The sequence below is a fragment of the Mycolicibacterium sp. XJ662 genome (assembly GCF_053484035.1).
In genome coordinates, this window is the sequence record NZ_JBEFTL010000005.1 from 91625 (window position 1) to 113957 (window position 22333).

Annotated in this window: 15 protein-coding genes; 11 read left to right on the top strand and 4 right to left on the bottom strand. The window is 67.6% G+C overall.

The genetic code is table 11. The features are described from left to right. Nucleotides 1-90: 90 nt before the first annotated feature. The 5 genes from ABQE93_RS16055 to ABQE93_RS16075 all read left to right on the top strand — a co-directional run bounded on the left by ABQE93_RS16055 (nt 91) and on the right by ABQE93_RS16075 (nt 4981). On the top strand, nt 91-1281 hold the full coding sequence (locus ABQE93_RS16055; protein ID WP_448408993.1) for an amidohydrolase family protein: 1191 nt from the start codon (nt 91-93) through the stop codon (nt 1279-1281). Next, nucleotides 1278-2753 (top strand): FadD3 family acyl-CoA ligase, encoded by a 1476-nt coding sequence (locus ABQE93_RS16060; RefSeq protein ID WP_448408992.1) that lies wholly within the window; start codon nt 1278-1280, stop codon nt 2751-2753. Before ABQE93_RS16055 ends, ABQE93_RS16060 begins: the two co-directional genes overlap by 4 nt. A 99-nt stretch (nt 2754-2852) precedes the next feature. Next, nucleotides 2853-3662 (top strand): Rv1363c family protein, encoded by an 810-nt coding sequence (locus ABQE93_RS16065; RefSeq protein WP_448408991.1) that lies wholly within the window; start codon nt 2853-2855, stop codon nt 3660-3662. Beyond that, a complete protein-coding gene (locus ABQE93_RS16070; RefSeq protein WP_448408990.1) occupies nt 3659-4276 on the top strand; it encodes an Rv1363c family protein in 618 nt (205 codons plus the stop codon). Before ABQE93_RS16065 ends, ABQE93_RS16070 begins: the two co-directional genes overlap by 4 nt. Nucleotides 4277-4288: 12 nt before the next feature. Continuing rightward, entirely contained in the window at nt 4289-4981 is a 693-nt protein-coding gene (locus ABQE93_RS16075; protein WP_448408989.1) for an IspD/TarI family cytidylyltransferase, read from the top strand. Here the strand turns inward: ABQE93_RS16075 and ABQE93_RS16080 are convergent. Next, nucleotides 4950-5690, bottom strand: coding sequence for an IspD/TarI family cytidylyltransferase (locus tag ABQE93_RS16080; RefSeq protein WP_448408988.1), 741 nt, complete (start codon nt 5688-5690; stop codon nt 4950-4952). The genes ABQE93_RS16075 and ABQE93_RS16080 overlap by 32 nt on opposite strands. 138 nt (nt 5691-5828) lie before the next feature. Then, nucleotides 5829-6410, bottom strand: a complete 582-nt coding sequence (locus ABQE93_RS16085; protein ID WP_448408987.1) for an AfsR/SARP family transcriptional regulator — start codon at nt 6408-6410, stop codon at nt 5829-5831. Nucleotides 6411-6586: 176 nt separating this feature from the next. Between ABQE93_RS16085 and ABQE93_RS16090 the strand changes: the two genes are divergently transcribed. Continuing rightward, nucleotides 6587-7006, top strand: coding sequence for a ChaB family protein (locus ABQE93_RS16090; RefSeq protein WP_448408986.1), 420 nt, complete (start codon nt 6587-6589; stop codon nt 7004-7006). On the opposite strand, the gene ABQE93_RS16095 is transcribed toward ABQE93_RS16090, so the two are convergent. Next, complete coding sequence (locus ABQE93_RS16095; protein WP_448408983.1) at nt 7003-8298, bottom strand: MFS transporter; 1296 nt, start codon at nt 8296-8298, stop codon at nt 7003-7005. The two genes, ABQE93_RS16090 and ABQE93_RS16095, sit on opposite strands and share 4 nt — an antisense overlap. 331 nt (nt 8299-8629) lie before the next feature. Here ABQE93_RS16095 and ABQE93_RS16100 point away from each other — a divergent pair, with 331 nt between their 5' ends. The 4 genes from ABQE93_RS16100 (at nt 8630) to ABQE93_RS16115 (ending at nt 21020) form a co-directional block, all read left to right on the top strand. After that, complete coding sequence (locus tag ABQE93_RS16100) at nt 8630-9316, top strand: MerR family transcriptional regulator (RefSeq protein WP_448408982.1); 687 nt, start codon at nt 8630-8632, stop codon at nt 9314-9316. 616 nt (nt 9317-9932) lie between these two features. Beyond that, a complete protein-coding gene (locus ABQE93_RS16105; protein WP_448408981.1) occupies nt 9933-19163 on the top strand; it encodes a fatty acid synthase subunit beta domain-containing protein in 9231 nt (3076 codons plus the stop codon). 15 nt (nt 19164-19178) lie between these two features. Beyond that, nucleotides 19179-19571, top strand: coding sequence for a holo-ACP synthase AcpS (gene acpS / locus ABQE93_RS16110; RefSeq protein ID WP_448395499.1), 393 nt, complete (start codon nt 19179-19181; stop codon nt 19569-19571). 102 nt (nt 19572-19673) lie between these two features. Further along, complete coding sequence (locus ABQE93_RS16115; RefSeq protein ID WP_448408979.1) at nt 19674-21020, top strand: dipeptidase; 1347 nt, start codon at nt 19674-19676, stop codon at nt 21018-21020. On the opposite strand, the gene bcp is transcribed toward ABQE93_RS16115, so the two are convergent. Then, on the bottom strand, nt 20997-21470 hold the full coding sequence (bcp, locus tag ABQE93_RS16120; RefSeq protein WP_448408977.1) for a thioredoxin-dependent thiol peroxidase: 474 nt from the start codon (nt 21468-21470) through the stop codon (nt 20997-20999). The two genes, ABQE93_RS16115 and bcp, sit on opposite strands and share 24 nt — an antisense overlap. A 114-nt stretch (nt 21471-21584) precedes the next feature. Here bcp and ABQE93_RS16125 point away from each other — a divergent pair, with 114 nt between their 5' ends. After that, complete coding sequence (locus ABQE93_RS16125) at nt 21585-21812, top strand: DUF3618 domain-containing protein (protein WP_448408976.1); 228 nt, start codon at nt 21585-21587, stop codon at nt 21810-21812. Nucleotides 21813-22333: the final 521 nt, after the last annotated feature.

Consider the following 22333-nt stretch of genomic DNA (forward strand, 5'->3'; position numbering starts at 1 on the left):
CTGAATGGGCGACCGCCGCACCCCGCAGAGGTCGTTGCAAACCGAACGCCAATGAGAATAGGATTCTCGTAAGAAGAAAAGGAGTGTTCCGTGGGACAACTTTCGCACCGGGTCGACATCCCGTTTCCGCTGTTCGATGCGGACAACCATCTCTACGAACCGCCGGAGGCGATGACCAAGTACCTGCCGAAGGACTACCAGGACGTCGTCCAGTACGTCGAGGTCAACGGCCGGACCAAGATCGCGATCCGCGGTCAGATCAGCAACTACATCCCCAACCCCACCTTCTCGGTGGTCGCCAAGCCGGGCGCGTGGGAGGAGTACTTCAAGTTCGGCAACCCCGACGGCAAGAGCAAGCGTGAGCTGTTCGGCGAGCCGATGAGGTCGATCCCCGCCTTCTTCGAACCCGGCCCGCGCCTGGAATTGATGGACGAACTCGGCATCGACCGCTCGCTGATGTTTCCGACCCTGGCCAGCCTGATCGAGGAGCGGTTGCGCGACGATCCGGTCGCGATCCACGTCCTGATCCACTCGCTGAACCAGTGGCTCGACGAGGTGTGGGGCTTTAACTACAAGAACCGCATCTTCACCACCCCGGTGATCACCCTGCCGATCGTCGAGAAGGCGATCGAGGAACTGGAGTGGTGCGTCAAGCGCGGTGCCCGCGCCATCCTGATCCGTCCGGCGCCGGTGCCCGGCTTCCGCGGACCGCGTTCGTTCGCGCTGCCGGAGTTCGACCCGTTCTGGGAGAAGTGCGTCGAGTACGACGTGTTCATCGGCATGCACTCCTCGGACAGCGGCTACTCGCGCTATACCTCCGAGTGGGACGGCGCCGCCCAGGAGATGCTGCCGTTCCAGACGAACGCCATGTCGATCCTCAACGAGTGGCGCCCGATCCAAGACGCGGTGGCCTCCTGGGTGATTCACGGTGCGCTGTTCCGGCATCCCAAGCTGAAGGTCGGGATCGTCGAAGCCGGGTCGAAATGGATGTTCCCGCTGCTGGACTCGATGGCCGAGGTGTACAAGAAGGCGCCAGAGGCGTTTCCCGGCAACCCGATCGAGGAGATCAAGAACCGCATCCACGTCAGCCCCTTCTACGAGGAGGGCATCGACGACCTGATCAACCTGATCGGCGTCGAGCAGGTGCTGTACGGCTCGGACTGGCCCCACCCGGAAGGCCTGGCCGAACCCACCCACTACGTGACCGCGCTCGAGCACCTGTCGGTGGAGGATCAGGCCAAGATCATGGGCGGTAACCTCGGCCGCCTCGTCACCGTGTGACATACGAACGCTGGGAGACCATCAGTGAGATGGTCTTGAGCGCAGCGGACCGCTTCGGCGACGCGGAAGCGGTTGTCGACGGTCCGCTGCGCTTGTCCTACGCCGATCTGGTGCAACGGATCCGTTGTGCGGCAGGGGCATTCGCTGAAGCCGGCATCGGCAAAGGTGAGCCGGCGGCGATCTGGGCGCCAAACTCCGCGGAATGGATCATCGCGGCCTTCGGCCTGCTGACCGCGGGCGGAGTGCTGGTCCCGGTCAACACCCGGTTCAAATCGGAGGAAGCCGCCGACATCATCGGCCGCAGCGGTGCCAAAGTCGTTCTGGTGCAAAAAGATTTCCTCGGCCTGGACTATTCAGTGCCTATTTCGACGCCTGGCCGGCGTCCGCCCGTGATCGATTTGAAATCCGACTTCTTGTCCAGCGGTGAACCTTTCGTATGCGAGGGCGTCGACGGCACCGATATCGCCGACATCATCTTCACTTCCGGCACGACGGGCAGGCCCAAGGGCGCGAAGATGAACCACCTGCAGACGCTGCGGATGTACGAGGAGTGGGCGACGCTCGCCGACCTGCGCGAGGGCGACCGCTACCTGATGATCAATCCGTACTTCCACACTTTCGGGCTCAAGGCCGGCCTGGTGGCGTCGTTCCTGCGTGGCGCGACGATGGTGCCGGTCGCGGCGTTCGACATCGACCGGGTCGTCGACCTCGTCGAGCGCGAACGGATCACCATGCTGCCCGGCCCACCGACGCTGTATCACTCCCTGCTCGCCGTCGACGACAAGGACAGGCTCGCGACGTTGCGGGCGGCCGTCACCGGGGCCGCTGACATTCCGGTGGAACTGGTTCGCCGCATCCACGACGAGCTTCCGTTCCAGACGCTGATGACCGGATATGGCCTGACCGAGACCGGAAACGTCACGCTGTCGCGCCCAGGCGATTCGTTCGAGGACGTCGCCACCACCGCCGGGTTGCCGTGCGAGGGCGTCGAGGTGCGCGTCGCCGACGACGGCGAGGTGCTCGTACGCGGCTACGGCGTCATGCAGGGCTACCTCGACGACCCGGTCGCGACCGCGGAAACGATCGACGCCGACGGCTACCTGCACACCGGCGACCTCGGCGAGTTCACCGATTCTGGGCGTCTGCGCATCGTCGGCCGCAAGAAGGACATGTTCATCGTCGGCGGCTTCAATGCCTATCCCGCCGAGATCGAGGGCTTTCTGCTGGAGCATCCCGGGGTCGTACAGGCCGCGGTGATCGGGGTTCCCGATGAGCGGTTGGGTCAGGTGGGCAAGGCGTTCGTCGTGCGCAAGGATGGCACCGGCGCGGTGAGTGCCGAGGACCTGATCGCGTGGAGCCGCGAAAGAATGGCGGGCTTCAAGGTGCCGCGATATGTAGAGTTCCTCGACGAACTGCCGATGAACGCCACCGGCAAGGTGATGAAGGACCGCCTTCAGGACAACAGCGGCTGAGCGCAAGCACAGCCCGTAATAGGGGTATCGTCGCGGCGATACCCAGAACCGGATAACCGCATTTCAGCAGTGGTGCGTGTAAAGAATGAGGAGGTCGCCGTGCCGTCATTGAGACGCCGAAAGCCGGCGGGCGACACTGATCGCATCGAAGAGCCGACGACCCCCGAGGGCGGGTCGGAGACGGCCAAGGCGCTGACGCTCGCCGAGGAGGCCGAGGCGCAGGCGGCCGAGGCGGAGGCCGCCGCCGAGGCGGCGCGCGCGAGGGCACGCGAGATCCGGATGCGCCAGGAAGCCGAGGAGGCCAAAGCCGCCGAGGAGGCCGAGGAGGCCGAGCAGACCGACTCCGACGAGGAACCCGCTGAGGCCACCGTCGACGCCGCCTCCGACGACGCTGGGGAAACCGCCCGATCGCCTCGCCGCTGGGGCCGCATCCTCAAGGCGGTCGCGATGTCGTTGGCCATTCTCTGCACGGGTGCGCTGCTGGCGGCCAGCGGCTACATGGTGTGGCAGCACCGCGAGGCCAGCGACGTCCAGAAGTTGGAGGCGGAATACGCCGCAGCGGGTCGGCAGAGCGTCGTGACGTTGATGTCGCTGGACTTCAACAACGCCGAAGCCGACGTGCAGCGCATCATCGACAACTCGACCGGCCAGTTCCGGACGGACTTCGAGGCCCAGGCGAAGGATTTCGTCCAGGTGGCCCAGGACTCGAAGGTGGTCACCGATGTCACGGTGAACTCCACCGCGGTGGAGACGATGAGCCAGGACTCGGCCGTGGTGCTGGTTGCCGCCACGTCGCGGGTGACCAACGCCGCAGGCGCCCAACAGGAGCCACGCGCGTGGCGGCTGTCGGTCGACCTTCAGCGCGACGGCGACCAGATCAAGATGTCGAAAGTCGAGTTCGTACCGTGACCGTGGATGAGACCAGCGAGGCCGTCGAGATCACCGCGCCGACAAGCGAGACCGTTGAGGACACCGAGGAGACCAGCGCGGACGCGAAGGTCGCCGAGCCCGGTCCGTTCCGGCGCTTGATGCGCGCCGTGCGGCGCCATCTGGGCGTCATCCTGGTCGTCATCGCGCTCGTCGCGTCAGCGGGCGCGGCCGCGGGGATCTACTTCACCTTGTACCGGCCCATGCAGCAGACCGATGAGGCGGCCGAAAACGTCGTGTTGGAGGCCGCCAAGAACGGCACCGTTGCGATGCTGTCGTACTCACCGGACAGCCTCGACGAGGATTTCGCGGCGGCGAAGTCGAACCTCACCGGTGAGTTCCTCGACTACTACACGCAGTTCACCGACCAGATCGTACGGCCCGCCGCCATGGAGAAGAACGTCAAGACGTCGGCGGCGGTGGTTCGAGCGGCGGTCGCCGAAATGCAGCCGGGCTCCGCTGAAGTGCTCGTGTTCGTCAACCAGGTGACGACCAGCAAGGAGAACCCCGACGGCGCGTTCGCCGCCAGCAGCGTCAAGGTCGGCATGGAAAAGATCGACGGCCGCTGGCTGATCGCGCAGTTCGACCCAGTCTAGGGTACCGCGGCGGTGAAGCTCTCGGCGATTGTGCCGCTGCCGGATTCGGTCGCACAGAACGCCGCGTCCGCCTTTCTGCCGCTGGCCGGGCAGCCGCCCCTGGTGCGGGTCGTGGATGTCTTGCTCGGCGCGGTCGCCGAACCGGCCCGGGTTGTGGTGGCGGCAGCCGAACCGCTTGTCGCCGACGTGCACGCCGCGCTTGCCGACAGCGGGCTTTTGGCGGTCGCAGTCGCCGCGACGGGCATGTCCGGCACCCGGGCGCAGTGTCTGAGCGCAGGGTTGGAATACCTTCGGGAGCATGAGCTCTCGACGACGCATGTGCTGGTCGGCGACATCCGGCAACCACTGGTGTCGCCGGAGGTGCGCGACCGGGTGATCGCAGGCTTGGCCGACGGTGTCGTGGTGCCGACACTGCCGGTCACCGACAGCGTCAAGGCCGTCGACGCAAGCGGTTCGGTGATCGCCACGGTGGATCGGTCAACGCTGGCGACCGCGCAATACCCGCGCGGCTTCGCCGTCGAGCAACTGGCTCAACTACTTTCGCGTCGCACAACCGAGCACTTCGATGAGATCGAGGAGGCCGACCGCGCCGGCGTGCCAATCACCGTCGTCGCCGGTGACCCCGACGGCTTCCGCGCTGCTCTGCCCGCCGACGCCGCGTTCTTCGAGGCCGTCATCGCGAGCCGGCACCACGATTCGAGCTGACCGGGCCCGCGAGAAGGCGTCCGGCGACAGCGATATCGCGGGCGTAGGTCACCTTGATGTTGCGTTGTTCGCCGGTGAAGGTGCGCACTTCCAGGTCGGTGAACGCCTCGATGCACGACGATGTGTCGGTGCCTTCGAACCGCTGGCCGTCGGCAACCCGGTACGCCTGCAGCAGGGCAGCGGCCCGAAACGCCTGCGGGGTCTGGACCCGGAGCAGCGTCTGGGTGCGGCGTGACGCCTCGAGACGGCCGGCGGCGCTCACCGCGTCGGGCAGGGGCAACGCCGGCACCGCGCCGCCGAACTCGCGGGCGACCGACACCGCGGTGACGAACATGGCGGGGCCTGCGACCGGACGGGCGGCGTCGTGGATCAGCACCACGTCGATCGCCCCGGACTCGATGTCGGCGGCCAGGTAGCGCAACACGTTGAACTCGGATGCGTGTCGGCTTGCCCCGCCCTCGACGAACTCCACTGCGGCAGTGGGTAGTTCATCCGCCACCGTGTCCTCGGCGAGGTCGCGCTCACCCTGCCGGTACACCAGCACGATCCGTGCGACGTCGGCTACCCGTGTCAGGGTGTCCAACGACCAGGCCACCATGGCGCGGCCACCCACCTGCAGGTAGGCCTTGTTGCCGTCGGCGCCGACCCGCGAACCCAGGCCGGCGGCCAGCACCACCGCAACGGCATAGGGCTCCGACAACACACGCATCCTCGTATCTTGGCACTGCGGTGCGTCAGTCTTCTGCGTGGCGGTCGTGATCCCACTGTTCGAGCCGGACCTGCAGGTCATACAGGCCGACCGCGACCAGCGGCACGCCGAGCGCGACGCTGACCATCAGCACGGCGCTCACGGTTGCCTCGGATCGCCGGAGTCGATATGGCGTCGGGTCACGGGGCGCCCGGTGTGCACCGAGCGGATCGTGTTGCGCTGATGGTGTGACGTCGGCTTTTCGGCGCCGTGACCCAGCGTCTCGACGACGCTCTTCCGCATCGCGTGATAGCGGCTGCGCTCGGGGCGCACCCACTGCTCGGCCCAATTGTCCAGCAGCTCTCCGGCCCGCAGAAGCGGCAGCAGCTCGGCCACCAACTGCGATTCGACCGCACCACCGCGCAGCCGCTCCATCAGGTCGACCGCACGGTGCCAGTCGACCGACACGCCCTCGGCGAGCGCGACGTACTGGCAATCCTGCGCGACGAGCGTGTCGGCGCCCACCGGCCGCAGCCGCCACACGGCCGATCGCAGACTCGCGACAGCCTTGCGGGTCTGCGTGTGCGGCCACAGCGTGGCGCACACCCACAGGCGGTGCATCGGCCGGCGTTTCAATGCCAGCAGCGCGACGAGCCGTTGACAGGCCGGCGGCAGGTCCACCGTGCGGTCGGCTGTTTGCACGGCGAACCCACCGAGCAGGTGCAGTGAGTACTGGTCCACGTTTTGATCGTGAAACCGGTGGCCGGCGCGCACACGCGTAGTCCGCTACGCGTCTTTTCGGCATGAGCCCTCGCTCGGTCGCTTGGTTAGCACGTTTAGTGAGCGAACGCCCGGGAACCCGGTAGGCGGCCCTTGGACGTAACACCAAGACGAGTAGTGCAGCGAGGAGGTCCATCATGCCGAAGACAACGAAGAGCGGAAGCGCTCGCAAAAGCGAGTTGCCGAGCACCCTGAAGAAGTCGGACGCCAAGGCGCAGCGCACCTTCGCCAAGGCGCACGATGCGGCGGTCAAGGAGTACGGCGAAGGCCAGCGCGCCCACCGGGTCGCCTACAGCGCGCTCAAGCACAGCTACGAAAAGGTCGGCGACCATTGGGAACCGAAGTCCAAGAAGGGGCCGTCGGACCAGCGGGCGCGCAGTGGGGGACCCAACGCCAAGGGGAAGACCGCTGAGGGTGTGGACGCCAATGCATCGAAGAAGCACCTCGTGGATGTCGCGCGGCGCCTGGACATTTCGGGCCGCTCCAACATGAACAAGGACGAATTGGTCGCGGCCATCAAGAAGGCCAATCGGCGCGCGACGTCGCGCAACCGCTAGTCGCGGCCGGGCGGGTTGACGTCCAGCGTCTCGAGTAGCAGTCGTTGCCGCATCAGTTCGGGTGCGGCGCCCTCGAGGCCCATCAGGCGGCGGGCCTTACGCCGGGTGATCAGGATGCCGACGACGGCCATCACCCAGATCGCGTACTGGACGGTCCAGGCGAGCCGGAACGATTCGAACGAGAAGCCCCCGGCAGCGTCGAGGATGAGGCCCATCGTCTGCATCACCAACAGCGAGGCGGCGAACCCGCCCATGTTGACCATCCCCTGTGCGGTGCCCAAGGTGGCGCTCGGGTTGAAGGTGCGCGCGAAGTCGAAGCCGACCATCGAACCCGGTCCGCCGACCGAGATCACGACCACCAACGTGATCAACAACCACAGGGGCGCACGGTCGGGCAGGGCCAGCACGATCGACCAGATCAGGGCGTTGCTGGCGATGATCACCAGCACCAGCCGTGAGCGACGGTGCGGGTGTCGACCGGTGAAGATTCCGATCGCGATCCCCGACCAGATGGCGGCGGCAACCGAGATCGTCAACAACGCCCCCGCGGTGCCTGCGGAGACGCCCTGGCCGACCGTGAGGTAGGGAACGCCCCACATCAGCGCGAAAACCGTCACCGAAAACTGCGTGCCCATATGGGTGAAGAAACCCAACCGGGTGCCCGGCCGCAACCACACGGTTTTCACGCTCGCCAGGGTTTCGACTACGGAGGCCGTCTCGACCTTGACGACGTTGCCGTGGGGGGTGTTCTTCACGAGCAGCAGCGTCAAGATGATCGATACCACGCCCAGCGCCGCCACCGAGGCGTAGGCCGTCGTCCACCCCTGGGCCTGGAGCAGCGCGAAGAACGGGACGGCGGAGAGCACTTGGCCCAGTTGCCCGCAGATGCCGGTCAGCTGGGTCACCAACGGGACCTGGCGCGGTTTGAACCAGTGAGGTACCAGCCGCAGCACCGAGATGAACGTGACGGCATCACCGAGACCGAGCACCGCCCGAGCGCCGATGGCGGCAGGCAGCGACTCGGTGAACGCCAGCGCGAACTGGCCCGAGGCCATCAGCGTGGCACCCGCGATGATCAGGGTCTTGGAGCCGAAGCGGTCCAGCAGCACGCCGGCGGGGACCTGGGCACAGGCGTAGACGACCACCTGCAAGACGACGAACGTGGACAGCACGCTCGGGCTGGCCTGAAACCGGTTGGCGGCTTCCAGGCCGGAAACACCCAACGTCGTGCGGTCCAGCACGGCGACGATGTATGCGAACAGTCCGGTGGCCCAGACGATCCAGGGACGCACAACGAACCTCGCTGACCCATCGGTGTGATGTCTGCCCGGACCATCGTTGCGTAACGCCGACTGTCGGCGCCAATCGTGTGGTGAGGAGCTCAGTTTCCCGGCCCGCCGCGAGGTAGCTCGAAGTTGGCTGAAAGTTGAGCACCTGCACAGTGCGCAACGGACGGTGACTGCCAATAAATACTGCTAGCTGCTCTTGCAAACAACAGCTAGCAAAGAAGTCGGAGGTATGGCTGACTTCGCTCACACCTACCTAATCGCGGTTACAGTGGTCGCATGATTCGTGGTGGTGCCGAATCGGCGTGCACCCCGCGCGCGGCGGGGAGAATCCGGGTTGGCTGAGTACCGACTCGAAGAGCTTGCGCGGATTTCAGGCGTCAGCGCCCGCAACATCCGCGCCTACCGCGAACGCGGCTTGCTCGATCCGCCGCGCCGGGTGGGACGGTCGGCGTTCTACGACGACTACCACCTGTCGCAGTTGCGCACGATCAACCAGCTGCATCGTCGCGGTTACAACTCGGCGCACATCGCCGAATTCTTCACGAGCATGCGCCAAGGTGCGGATCTGGCCGACATCCTGGGCATTCAACGCGCCGTGCTCGGCCCGCCCGCCGCCGACGCCGCCGATGAAGGCCGGTCCGACGCGTCGGGCGGCATCGACATCGATCCCGACGGCGACGAGGCGCGGCGGCTGGTCGAATACGGGCTGGCCCAGCTCATCGACGGCGCCGTCGTGCTCACCGATCCCACTATCGGCGACGTGATCGCCGGCAGCTCCGATCACCTTCCCTACGTTCGTGCGCTGCTGCGGATCTACGAAACGGCACGGCCCGCGATCGCCGGTATGGCAGACGAACTTGCCGCGGTGCTCGACGAATGTGTGGCCGACCGGTTCGGTACCGAGACACCGGAGCCTCAGGAGATGAGCAGGGTGGTCCGGGATTACCGCGATATGTGGCGCCGGGTGGTGGCCGGTGAGCTGGACAAGGCGCTGCGCCGACAGCGGAAACCCCCCGCGTAGCGGGACGCGCCTCCTACCGGTACGGCAAACCCGACGCCGGGCGTCGCAGTGGGAGGTGCCGGCGCGGACATCGACCACGTCCTCAAACCACGCGCCGGGCGAGGGGGCGAAACCTTACCGAAGAGTAAGTAACTCCAGCAAACGATCTTGGGTGGCTGCTGTGACGGCGTGGACAATTCCGGTCGCGTTGTCGCCTTCCGCGACTCCGATCCCGCTGGTCGGAAGGGCCGAAAATTCTTAGATAACGATTCGATAACAATACTGCCTTGATCAGGGAAATTGTCCTTACTCCACCGTAACCACCTACATGCAGGACGTTTGTCCCAGAAGCCTTCGGCCCGCGCAGAACCGCGCGTTACCGAAGTCACGGTTACTAAAGCGTAGAACTCGCCAGTAACCATTTCAGCGGCCAAAATTGCCACGTTCTTATGACACTCTTAGTACGGCTGGACAGGTCCGCGCGTACGGTCGCGGATTCGTCTGGCCAACAGACCCAGACCAGTCGGGATTCAACGCCGAATCGCAGAGCTGCGCCGACGCGCGACAGCCACCTAAACACCCCGGCCGACGGCCACACACGACGAGCAGTAACGCGGGACCGAGGAGACGACAAGACGTGACGATCAACGAGCAGCGCGGGGCGCCCACCGACAGCAAGACGCAGGGCGCAGCCGTCCTTGCCGGTACGCACGCCCTCGTTGATCGGCTCAACGCCGGCGAACCCTATGCCGTGGCGTTCGGCGGCCAGGGCGGCTCCTGGCTGGAAAATCTCGAAGAGCTCGTCAGCTCGGCCGGTATCGAGTCCGAGCTCAGCGAGGTGGTCGGGGAGGCCGAGCTGCTGCTCGAACCGGTGGCCCGGGAGCTGGTCGTGGTGCGTCCCATCGGTTTCGAACCCATGAAGTGGGTGCGGGCGTTGGCCGCCGAAGAGCCGTTGCCCACCAACAAGCAGTTGATCACCGCCGCGATCTCGGGCCCGGGCATCCTGCTGACCCAGATGGCCGCCATTCGTGCGCTCACCCGTCAGGGCCTGGATCTGCAGGGCAGGCCTCCGGTGGCGATGGCCGGGCACTCCCAGGGCCTGATGGCCTGTGAGTCGCTGCGTGCCAACGGCGCCAGGGACGCCGAACTGCTGGCGCTGCTGCAGCTGATCGGCGCGGCGGGCTCGCTGATCTCGCGGCGCCGCGGCATGGTCGGCCGCGGCGACAAGTCCCCGATGGTGTCGGTGACCAACGTCGATCCCGACCGCATCGCCGAACTGCTCGAGGAGTTCTCCCAGGACGTTCGCACGGTGCTGCCGCCGGTGCTCTCGATCCGCAACGGCAGACGTTCGGTCGTCATCACCGGCACGCCCGAACAACTCGGCCGCTTCGAGCTGTACTGCGCGAAGATCACCGAAAAGGAAGAAGCCGAACGCAAGAGCAAGGTCCGCGGCGGCGCCGTGTTCTCACCGGTGTTTCACGGCGTGCAGGTCGAGGTGGGCTTCCACACGCCACGGCTGGCCGACGGTGTCGAGCTCGTCGACCGCTGGGCCGCCAAGTGTGGAATCGACGCCGAGCTGGCCCACGAGATGACCGAGTCGATCTTCGTGCGGCCCATCGACTGGGTGGCCGAAGTCGAGCGCCTGCATGACGCGGGAGCGAAGTGGATCGTCGACCTCGGCCCCAGCGACACCGCGACACGGGTGACCGCGCCGATCGTGCGGGGGCTCGGCATCGGTCTGGTGCCTGCGGCGACCCGGGTCGGTCAGCGCAACCTGTTCACCGTCGGCGCCGAACCCGAGGTGCCGCCGGCCTGGTCGAGCTTCGCGCCGAGCACCGTTTCGCTGCCCGACGGCTCGGTGAAGCTGTCGACGAAGTTCACCCGGTTGACGGGGCGCTCGCCCATCCTGCTCGCCGGCATGACGCCGACGACCGTCGACGCCAGAATCGTCGCCGCGGCTGCCAACGCCGGGCACTGGGCGGAGCTGGCCGGCGGCGGTCAGGTCACCGAGGAGATCTTCTCCGACCGCATCGCCGAGCTGACCGCCCTGCTCGAACCCGGCCGTGCCGTGCAGTTCAACTCCCTGTTCCTCGACCCGTACCTGTGGAAGCTGCAACTCGGCGGAAAGCGGTTGGTGCAGAGGGCCCGTCAGTCCGGTGCACCGATCGACGGTGTCGTCGTCAGCGCGGGTATCCCCGAACTCGCCGAAGCCGTCGACCTCATCGACGAACTCAACACCGTGGGCATCAGCCACGTGGTGTTCAAACCCGGCACCGTCGACCAGATCAAATCGGTGATCAACATCGCCGCCGAGGTGCCCGGCAAGGACGTCATCGTGCACATCGAGGGCGGCCGCGCAGGCGGGCACCACTCGTGGGAAGACCTCGACGACCTGCTCCTGGACACCTACGCCGACCTGCGCAAGCGACCCAACATCACGGTCTGCGTCGGTGGCGGTATCGGCACCCCCGAGCGGGCCGCCGAATACCTGTTCGGCGACTGGGCCAAGGCCTACAACTTCCCGCCCATGCCCGTCGACGGCATCCTGGTCGGCACCGCGGCGATGGCGACGCTGGAGGCCACCACCTCCCCGGCGGTCAAGCAGATGCTCGTCGAGACGACCGGCACCGAGCACTGGATCAGCGCCGGAAAAGCCCAGGGCGGCATGGCCTCCTCGCGCAGCCAGCTCGGCGCCGACATCCACGAGATCGATAACGCGGCATCGCGCTGCGGCCGGCTGCTCGACGAGGTCGCCGGTGACGCCGACGCAGTGGCGGCCCGACGCGACGAGCTGATTGCGGCGATGGCCGCCACCTGCAAGCCCTACTTCGGCGACGTGGGCGAAATGACCTACCTGCAGTGGCTTCAGCGCTACGTCGAGCTCACGATCGGCGACGGCGACAGCACCGCCGACACTGCGGCGCCGGGCAGCCCGTGGCTGGCCGACACCTGGCGCGACCGCTTCGCAGACATGCTGCACCGCGCCGAGGCCCGACTGCATCCGCAGGACTCCGGAACGATCGAAACGCTCTTCGATGATGCTGCGCTGCTGGAGGATCCGCAGCAGGCGATCGCCGCGCTGCTGGCGCGCTACCCAGAGGCCGAGACCCTCAAGCTGCATCCCGCCGACGTGCCGTTCTTCATCACGCTGTGCAAGACCCCGGGTAAGCCGGTGAACTTCGTGCCCGTCATCGACAAGGACGTGCGGCGTTGGTGGCGCAGCGACTCGCTGTGGCAGGCGCACGACGCGCGGTATGCGGCCGAGCAGGTGTGCATCATCCCGGGCACCCAGGCGGTGGCCGGCATCACCCGCGTCGACGAACCGGTGGGTGACCTGCTGGACCGCTTCGAGCAGGCCGCGATCGATCAGGCGCTCGCCACCGACGGCCACCCCGTACCGGTGGTGTCGCGTCGCTTCGCGCGCGCCGACATCAGCGGTCCGCTCGCGGTCGTGCTCGACTCGCCGGACGTGTTGTGGGCCGGGCGCACGGCCATCAACCCGGTGCACCGCATCGGCCCGCCCGACGAGTGGCAGGTCAATGATGTACCCGGAAAGCCCAGCGCCACACACGCTTCCACCGGCGCCCGGCTCGAACTCGGCGCCGACGGCGTCACGCTGAGCGTTCCGCTCTCCGACATCTGGATCAACATCCGGTTCACGCTGCCGTCCTGCACGGTCAACGGCGGTATGCCGGTCGTCACCGTCGAGGACGCATCGGCGGCGATGCGTTCGGTTCTCGCGATCGCCGCGGGCGCGCGCACCCCCGATGCGCTGCCTCCGGTCGACGGCAACACCGCGACGGTGACTGTGGGCTGGGACCCCGAGCAGGTCGCCGACCACACGGGGGTCACCGCGACGTTCGGTGCGCCGTTGGCCCCCGGTCTCACGTTGGTGCCCGATGCGTTGGTGGGGCACTGCTGGCCCGCCGTGTTCGCGGTCATCGGATCGGCCACCAGCGAGGAAGGTTTCCCCGTCGTCGAAGGCCTGCTGAACCTCGTGCACCTCGACCACGCCGCGCACCTGCTCGCGCCGATGCCCAAGACCACGGCTGAATTGACCGTCACCGCAACGGTTTCTGAGGCCTATGACACCGAGTACGGGCGCGTCATCCCGGTCGGCGTCAGCATCGCCGACGGCGACGGCACCGTGCTGGCCCGGCTGGAGGAGCGGTTCGCGATCCGCGGGCGCACCGGCGCGGCCGAACTGGCCGATCCGCCGCGCGCCGGCGGCGCGATGACCGACAACGCGACCGACACGCCGCGGCGCCGTCGCCGCGACGTCACCGTCACCGCCCCGACCGACATGAGCGCGTTCGCGGTGGTCTCCGGTGACCACAACCCGATCCACACCGACCGGGCGGCCGCGCTGCTGGCCGGGCTCAAAACCCCGATCGTGCACGGGATGTGGCTGTCGGCGGCGGCCCAGCACGTCGTCACCGCGACCGACGGCCGGGCCACCCCGCCCGCGCGCCTGGTGGGCTGGACCTCCCGGTTTTTGGGCATGGTGCTGCCCGGCGACGAGATCGAGTTCCGCGTCGACCGCGTCGGCATCGACCGTGGTGCCGAGGTGATCGAGGTCGCCGCACGTGTCGGCAACGAGCTGGTGATGTCGGCGACCGCGCAGCTGGCGGCGCCCAAGACCGTCTACGCCTTCCCCGGCCAGGGCATCCAGTCCAAGGGCATGGGGATGGAGGTGCGGGCACGCTCCAAGGCCGCCCGCAAGATCTGGGACAGCGCCGACAAATTCACCCGCGACGTGCTCGGCTTCTCGGTGCTGCATGTGGTGCGCGACAACCCGACCAGCCTGATCGCTTCCGGTGTGCACTACCACCATCCCGAGGGTGTGCTCTACCTGACCCAGTTCACCCAGGTTGCGATGGCGACGGTGGCCGCGGCCCAGGTCGCCGAGATGCGCGAGCAGGGCGCGTTCGTCGAAGGCGCGATCGCCTGCGGCCACTCGGTCGGTGAGTACACCGCGCTGGCGTGCGTCATCGGCGTGTACAAGCTCGAAGGCCTGCTGGAAGCGGTCTTTCACCGCGGCTCCAAGATGCACGACATCGTCCCGCGCGACGCGCAGGGCCGCTCGGACTACCGGATGGCGGCCATCCGGCCGTCCCAGATCGACCTCGACGACGCCGACGTCGGCGCCTTCATCGACGAAATCTCGCAGCGCACAGGCGAATTTCTTCAGATCGTGAACTACAACCTGCGCGGTTCGCAGTATGCGATCGCCGGCACCGTCGCCGGCCTGGAGGCCCTGGAGGAGGAAGTCGAGAAGCGCCGCGAGCTCAGCGGCGGGAAGCGCTCCTTCATCCTGGTGCCGGGTATCGACGTGCCGTTCCACTCCTCGGTGCTGCGCATCGGCGTCAACGACTTCCGGCGTGCGCTGGAACGGGTGATGCCCGACGAGACGGATCCGGAACTCGTTGTCGGGCGCTACATCCCGAACCTGGTGCCGCGGCCGTTCACGCTCGACCGCGACTTCATCGAAGAGATCCGGGAACTGGTTCCGGCCGAACCGCTCGACGAGATCCTGGCCGACTACGACACCTGGCGTAACGAGCGGCCCGCCGAGTTGTGCCGCAAGGTCGTGATCGAGTTGCTGGCCTGGCAGTTCGCCAGCCCGGTGCGCTGGATCGAGACCCAGGACCTGTTGTTCATCGAGGAGGCCGCGGGCGGCCTGGGTGTCGAGCGGTTCGTCGAGATCGGCGTGAAGTCCGCACCGACCGTCGCCGGCCTGGCGCAGAACACGCTGAAGCTGCCGGAGTATTCGCACAACACCACCGAGGTGCTCAACGCCGAGCGTGACGCCGCGGTGCTGTTCGCCACCGACACCGACCCCGAACCGGAGGTCGAATTCGACGACGCACCGGCACCGGCGGTCGAAGCGGTCGATGCGGCTCCGGTCGCCGCGGCGCCCGCGGCCCCGGCGGCACCGTCGGGCGGTCCGCGACCCGACGACCTCGGCTACGACGCGTCGGATGCCACCATGGCGCTGATCGCGCTGTCGGCGAAGATGCGCGTCGACCAGATCGAGCCGCTGGACTCCATCGAGTCCATCACCGACGGCGCGTCGTCGCGGCGCAACCAGTTGCTGGTGGACCTGGGGTCAGAGCTGAACCTCGGCGCCATCGACGGTGCCGCCGAGGCCGACCTGGCCGGGCTCAAGGGCCAGGTCACCAAACTGGCCCGCACCTACAAACCGTTCGGCCCAGTGCTTTCCGACGCGATCAACGATCAGCTGCGAACGGTGCTCGGGCCGTCCGGGAAGCGTCCGGCCTACATCGCCGAGCGGGTCAAGAAGACCTGGGAACTCGGCGACGGCTGGGTCAAGCACGTCACGGTCGAGGTCGCGCTGGGTACCCGTGAGGGTTCCAGCGTGCGTGGCGGTGACCTCGGCGGTCTGCACGACGGCGCGCTCGCCGACGCGGCGACCGTCGACAAGGTGATCGACGCCGCCGTCGCCGCGGTGGGCGCGCGCCAGGGTGTCGCGGTGTCGCTGCCCGCGGCGGCCGCAGGGGCCGGAGGCGGCGTGGTCGACTCGGCCGCGCTGGGCGAGTTCGCCGCACAGGTGACGGGCCCCGACGGGGTGCTTGCCTCGACGGCCCGGCTGATCCTGAACCAGCTCGGGCTGGACACTCCGGTCAGCGTGCCGGAGACCACCGATGCCGAGCTGATCGATCTGGTCAGCGCCGAGTTGGGTTCGGACTGGCCGCGTTTGGTGGCTCCGGTGTTCGACGGCCGCAAGGCGGTGCTGTTCGACGACCGCTGGGCCAGCGCGCGTGAGGATCTGGCCAAGCTGTGGCTAATGGACGACGACGAGGTCGACGCGGACTGGGCGCGGCTCTCCGAGCGGTTCGAGGGCACCGGCCACATCGTCGGCAAGCAGGCCACCTGGTGGCAGGGCAAGGCGCTGGCGGCGGGCCGCAACGTCCACGCCTCGCTGTACGGGCGCGCCGCCGCAGGCGCCGAGAACCCCGGTAAGGGCCGCTACAACGACGAGGTCGCGGTGGTGACCGGCGCGTCGAAGGGGTCGATCGCCGCGTCCGTGGTCGCCAAACTCCTCGACGGCGGGGCGACGGTGATCGCCACGACATCGAGGCTCGACGACGACCGGTTGGCGTTCTACCGCACGCTGTACCGCGACCACGCCCGGTTCGACGCCAAGCTGTGGGTGGTGCCCGCCAATATGGCGTCCTACACCGACATCGACGCGCTGGTCTCCTGGGTCGGCACCGAACAGACCGAAAGCCTTGGGCCGCAGTCGATTCACCTCAAGGATGCGCTGACGCCGACCCTGCTGTTCCCGTTCGCGGCGCCGCGGGTGGCCGGTGACCTCTCCGACGCCGGGTCGCGCGCCGAGATGGAGATGAAGGTGCTGCTGTGGGCGGTGCAGCGGCTGATCGGCGGGCTGTCGCACGTCGGCGCCGAACGCGACGTGGCCGCGCGGCTGCACGTCGTGCTGCCAGGCTCGCCGAACCGCGGCATGTTCGGCGGCGACGGCGCATACGGCGAGTCCAAGGCCTCGCTCGATGCTCTGGTTTCCCGCTGGAAGGCCGAAACGTCGTGGGCGCAACGGGTCTCGTTGGCGCACGCGCTGATCGGCTGGACCAAGGGCACCGGGCTGATGGGGCACAACGACGCGATCGTCGACGCCGTCGAAGAGGCCGGGGTGACCACCTACACCACCGAACAGATGGCGGCCATGCTGCTCGAGCTGTGCGGCATGGAAGCCAAGGTGGCCGCCGCCCGTGAACCGCTGCAGGCCGACCTCACCGGCGGACTGGCCGACGTCGAGCTCGACCTCGCGGAGCTGTCGGCCAAGGCCCGCGACGAGATGGTGTCGGAGTCGACCGAGGAGGAGCCCGAAGAGCACGGAATGATCAGGGCGCTGCCGTCTCCGCCGCGCGGTCACCGTCCGGCACCGCCGCCCGCATGGGACGACCTCGACGTCGACCCGGCCGATCTGGTGGTCATCGTCGGCGGCGCCGAGCTGGGCCCGTACGGCTCGTCTCGGACCCGCTACGAGATGGAGGTCGACAACGAACTGTCGGCCGCCGGTGTGCTGGAGCTGGCGTGGACCACCGGCCTGGTCAAGTGGGAGGACGATCCGACCCCCGGCTGGTACGACACCGAGACCGGTGACCTCGTCGACGAGGGCGAGCTGGTGGAGCGCTACCACGACGCCGTCGTCGAACGGGTCGGCATCCGCGAGTTCGTCGACGACGGCGCGATCGACCCCGATCACGCTGCGCCGCTGCTGGTTTCGGTCTTCCTGGACAAGGACTTCACGTTCGTGGTGTCCAGCGAGGAAGAGGCCAGGGCGTTCGTGCAGTTCGATCCCGAGCACACCGTCATCGCGCCGGTGCCCGACAGCGGCGACTGGCAGGTCACCCGCAAGGCGGGCACCGAGATCCGGGTTCCGCGCAAGACCAAGCTGTCACGCACGGTCGGCGCGCAGATCCCGACCGGGTTCAACCCGATGGTCTACGGCGTCAGCCAGGAGATGATGAACTCCATTGACCGGCTGGCGATCTGGAACCTCGTCACCACGGTCGACGCGTTCCTGTCGGCGGGGTTCACCCCGGCGGAACTGATGCGGTGGGTGCATCCCAGCCTGGTGGCCAGCACGCAGGGCACCGGTATGGGCGGTATGACGTCGATGCAGACGATGTACCACGGCAACCTGCTGGGCAGGAACAAGCCGAACGACATCCTGCAGGAAGTGCTGCCCAACGTGTACGCGGGCCACGTCGTGCAGTCCTACATCGGCAGCTACGGCGCGATGATCCACCCGGTCGGCGCGTGCGCCACCGCGGCCGTGTCGGTCGAGGAGGGCGCCGACAAGATCCGGTTGGGTAAGGCCGAGTTCGTCGTCGCCGGTGGTTACGACGACCTGACGCTGGAAGCCATCATCGGCTTCGGGGACATGTCGGCCACCGCAGACACCGAGATGATGCGCGCCAAGGGCATCAGCGACTCGAAGTTCTCGCGGGCCAACGATCGGCGCAGGCTCGGGTTCGTCGAGGGGCAGGGCGGTGGCACCGTGCTGCTGGCCCGCGGCGACCTGGCGCTGAAGATGGGTCTGCCGGTGCTGGCGGTGGTGGGCTACGTGTCGTCCTTCGCCGATGGCGTGCACACGTCGATCCCGGCCCCGGGTATGGGCGCGCTCAGCGCGGGCCGCGGCGGGCGCCAGTCCGAACTGGCGCGTTCGCTCGCCAAACTGGGCGTCGGCGCCGACGACATCGCCGTGGTGAGCAAGCACGACACCTCGACGCTGGCCAACGACCCCAACGAGACCGAGTTGCACGAACGGCTCGCCGACTCGTTGGGCCGTTCGGAGGGCGCACCGCTGTTCGTGGTGTCGCAGAAGAGCCTGACCGGCCACTCCAAGGGCGGCGCCGCGGCGTTCCAGATCATGGGCCTGTGCCAGATCCTGCGCGACGGGGTGATCCCGCCCAACCGCAGCCTGGACTGCGTCGACGACGAACTCGCCGGCGCCGCGCACCTGGTCTGGCTCCGCGACACCCTGCGGTTCGGTGAAAGGTTCCCGCTGAAGGCCGGTTTGGTGACCAGCCTCGGCTTCGGACACGTGTCGGGTCTGGTGGCGCTGGTGCATCCGCAGGCGTTCCTCGCCGCGCTGAGCCCGCAGCAGCGGGAGGACTACCGCGAGCGGGCCAACGCTCGGGTGCTGGCGGGACAACTGCGGTTGGCGTCGGCGATCGCGGGTGGTCCGGCCCTGTACGAGAAGCCGGCCGACCGCCGGTTCGGCGCCGACGCGCCCGAGAAGCGGCAGGAAGCCGAGATGCTGCTCAACCCGGCGTCGCGGCTCGGCGATGGCGACGTGTATGTGGCACCGACACCGTGAGATAACGTCGCGCCCATGGCAATAGTCGGGGTGGGGATCGACCTGGTGTCCATCCCCGAGTTCGCCGAGCAGGTCGACCAGCCGGGCACGGTGTTCGCCGAGACGTTCACCCCCGGTGAGCGCCGCGACGCCGCCGACAAGAGTTCGTCGGCGGCGCGGCACCTGGCCGCGCGCTGGGCGGCCAAGGAGGCCGTCATCAAGGCGTGGTCGGGTTCGCGGTTCGCCAAGCGGCCGGTGTTGCCCGAGGGCATCCACCGCGACATCGAGGTCATCACCGACATGTGGGGCCGGCCCAAGGTGCGGCTCACCGGGGCGATCGCCGAGCATCTCAAGGAAGTGACGATCCATCTGTCGCTGACCCACGAGGCCGACACCGCCGCGGCGGTCGCCATCCTCGAAGAACGCTAGGCCCCCTTTCCGCGAGCGTGCGTGTCTGAGGCCGGCACGCCACGCAAGAGCGCGAGTTTGCGCACGCTCGCACCCAGGTGAGGACCCACTAACCTCGAGTGCATGGACGATCTCGTGCGACGAGTGCGTGAGGTGCTGCCGTCGGTACGGCGTGACCTCGAGGACCTGGTGCGTATCGAGTCGGTGTGGGCCGATCCGGCCCGCCGTCCGGAGGTGCACCGCAGCGCGGACGCGGTGGCGAAACTGCTGTCGGACGCAGGGTTCGGCGACCTCCAGATCGTCAGCGAGGGCGGCGCGCCTGCCGTCATCGCGCGTCATCCGGCGCCGCCCGGAGCGCCGACCGTGCTGCTGTACGCCCACCACGACGTCCAGCCCGAGGGCGACCACACCCAATGGCACTCGCCGCCGTTCGAGCCGACCGAGCGCGACGGCCGGCTCTACGGCCGCGGCACCGCTGATGACAAGGCCGGAATCGCAACGCATCTGGCGGCGTTTCGGGCCCACGGCGGTAACCCGCCGGTCGGGGTGACGGTGTTCGTCGAAGGCGAGGAGGAATCCGGGTCGCCGTCACTGTCGCGGCTGCTGGCCGCCCACCGCGAGACACTGGCCGCCGATGTCATCGTCATCGCCGACTCCGACAATTGGAGCACCGAGGTGCCGTCGCTGACGGTCGCGCTGCGCGGGCTCGCCGACTGCGTCGTCGAGGTGGCCACCCTCGATCACGGCCTGCACTCCGGGCTGTGGGGCGGTGTGGTGCCCGACGCGCTGAGCGTGTTGGTGCGGTTGTTGGCGAGCCTGCACGACGACGACGGCAACGTGGCGGTTGCGGGACTGCACGAGGCGACCGCGTCCGATGTCGACTATCCACCCGAGAGGGTGCGCGAGGAGACCGGCTTGCTCGATGGCGTCTCTGAGATCGGCTCAGGCTCTGCGCCGCAACGGCTTTGGGCCAAGCCGGCGATCACGGTGATCGGAATCGACACGACGTCGATCGACAAGTCGTCGAACACGCTGATTCCGCGGGCCAAAGCGAAGATCAGCATGCGGGTCGCCCCCGGCGGTGACGCCGGCGCACACCTGGCGGCCTTGACGCGGCACCTCGAAGAGAACGCACCGTGGGGCGCGCAGGTGACCGTCACGCCCGGGGATCTCGGCCAGCCCTACGCAATCGACGCCAGCGGCCCGGTCTACGACGCCGCCCGGGCGGCGTTCCGCGAGGCGTGGGGCGCCGAGGCCGTCGACACCGGTGTGGGCGGCTCGATACCGTTCATCGCGGAGTTCGCCGAGGCGTTCCCGGACGCCAAGATCCTGGTGACCGGCGTGGAAGACCCTGCGACACAAGCGCACAGCGTCAACGAGAGCCTGCACCTGGGGGTCTTGGAGCGCGCGGCCACCGCCGAGGCGCTGCTGCTGGCGAAGCTGGGCTCAGACGGACAGATCGCGTCGTAGCTTCGCGACGTGACCGGTAGCACGGACGTTGTACTGGGCCGCCTCGATGTTGCCCTTCTCGTCGACGAGGAAGGTCGAGCGGATGACGCCCTGAACGGTCTTGCCGTACATGGTTTTCTCGCCGAAGGCACCCCATGCGGTGAGCACCTTGCGCTCGGGATCCGACAACAGCGGGAAGGTCAGCTTTTGCGCATCGCGAAACTTCGCCAGCTTCTCCGGCTTGTCCGGTGAGATGCCGATGACGTCGATGCCGGCGTCGTTGAGCTCGCTGAGATTGTCGCGGAAATCGCAGGCTTGTTTGGTGCAACCGGGCGTCGACGCGGCCGGGTAGAAGTAGACGATGACCTTGCGGCCCTTGTAGTCGCTGAGCTTGACGGTGTTGCCGTCGGCATCCGGCAGGCTGAACGTGGGGGCTTTGTCGCCGACCTCGAGTCGCGGTGTCTGTGCCACGCCTGAGCATCCCTTCTTGTTGACCGGTGCGCTGCGGTGAGCGCGGGCTGCTCTAGGGTAGATCGACAGGCTCCGAAGCGGAGTGGCGACTTCTCAGGCGGCTTGGAGGCGCAAGTGGCAGACCGCGATCCCGACACCATCAAGCGGGACATCGATCAGGCACGTGATCAGTTGGCGTCGACTGTGGACATTCTGGCCGAACGGGCCAACCCCAGCAGGCTGGCCGAGGATCTCAAGGCCGGCGTCGTGCGGTTCGTCAAGAAGCCGGCTGTGGCGATGTCGCTGGCCGGCGTGGGTGCGTTGCTGCTCGTGCTGACGGTACGTCGGATCAAGCAGGGCTGACGCCCTCAGCCGCGGCGCCGCGCGGAGCGGAACCAGTCCGCGAAAGAAAAAGTCGGCGGATTGGCGACTCGACCAATGCGACTGCAGTTGTACACCGCGATGGGGCCGTCCGCAGTTACCTCATCGCCAGCATGCGAACCCCCGGCACCAGCCGTAAGCGATCCGCTCATCTGCGACATCAGCTAATTCCCCATCCCTTTGTGCAACTTGCTCACCTGTGGTCCGTGAACCTGTGGTCAGCTAACCGAAACTGTAGCAGAGATATCCACCTCTAGCAGCTTAAAACCTGGAATTTAGGCGGCGACCATGTTCCCTCCGCAACTCTTATGCGCGGCGTGTGACTTCGGCCATAACTTTGCTTATGCCTTCACCAGCACACAGCCTTCGGTTGAGCTACTGAGCGGGGAGCGTAATTTACGTCGGCGTTAACCGCAACGATTTGGTCAGCCCAGGTCACACCGCTGCGAGGCAGGTGGGGGAGACGTTTACCCGTCGGGCGGGCACATGAAGGGTAGGCGCCG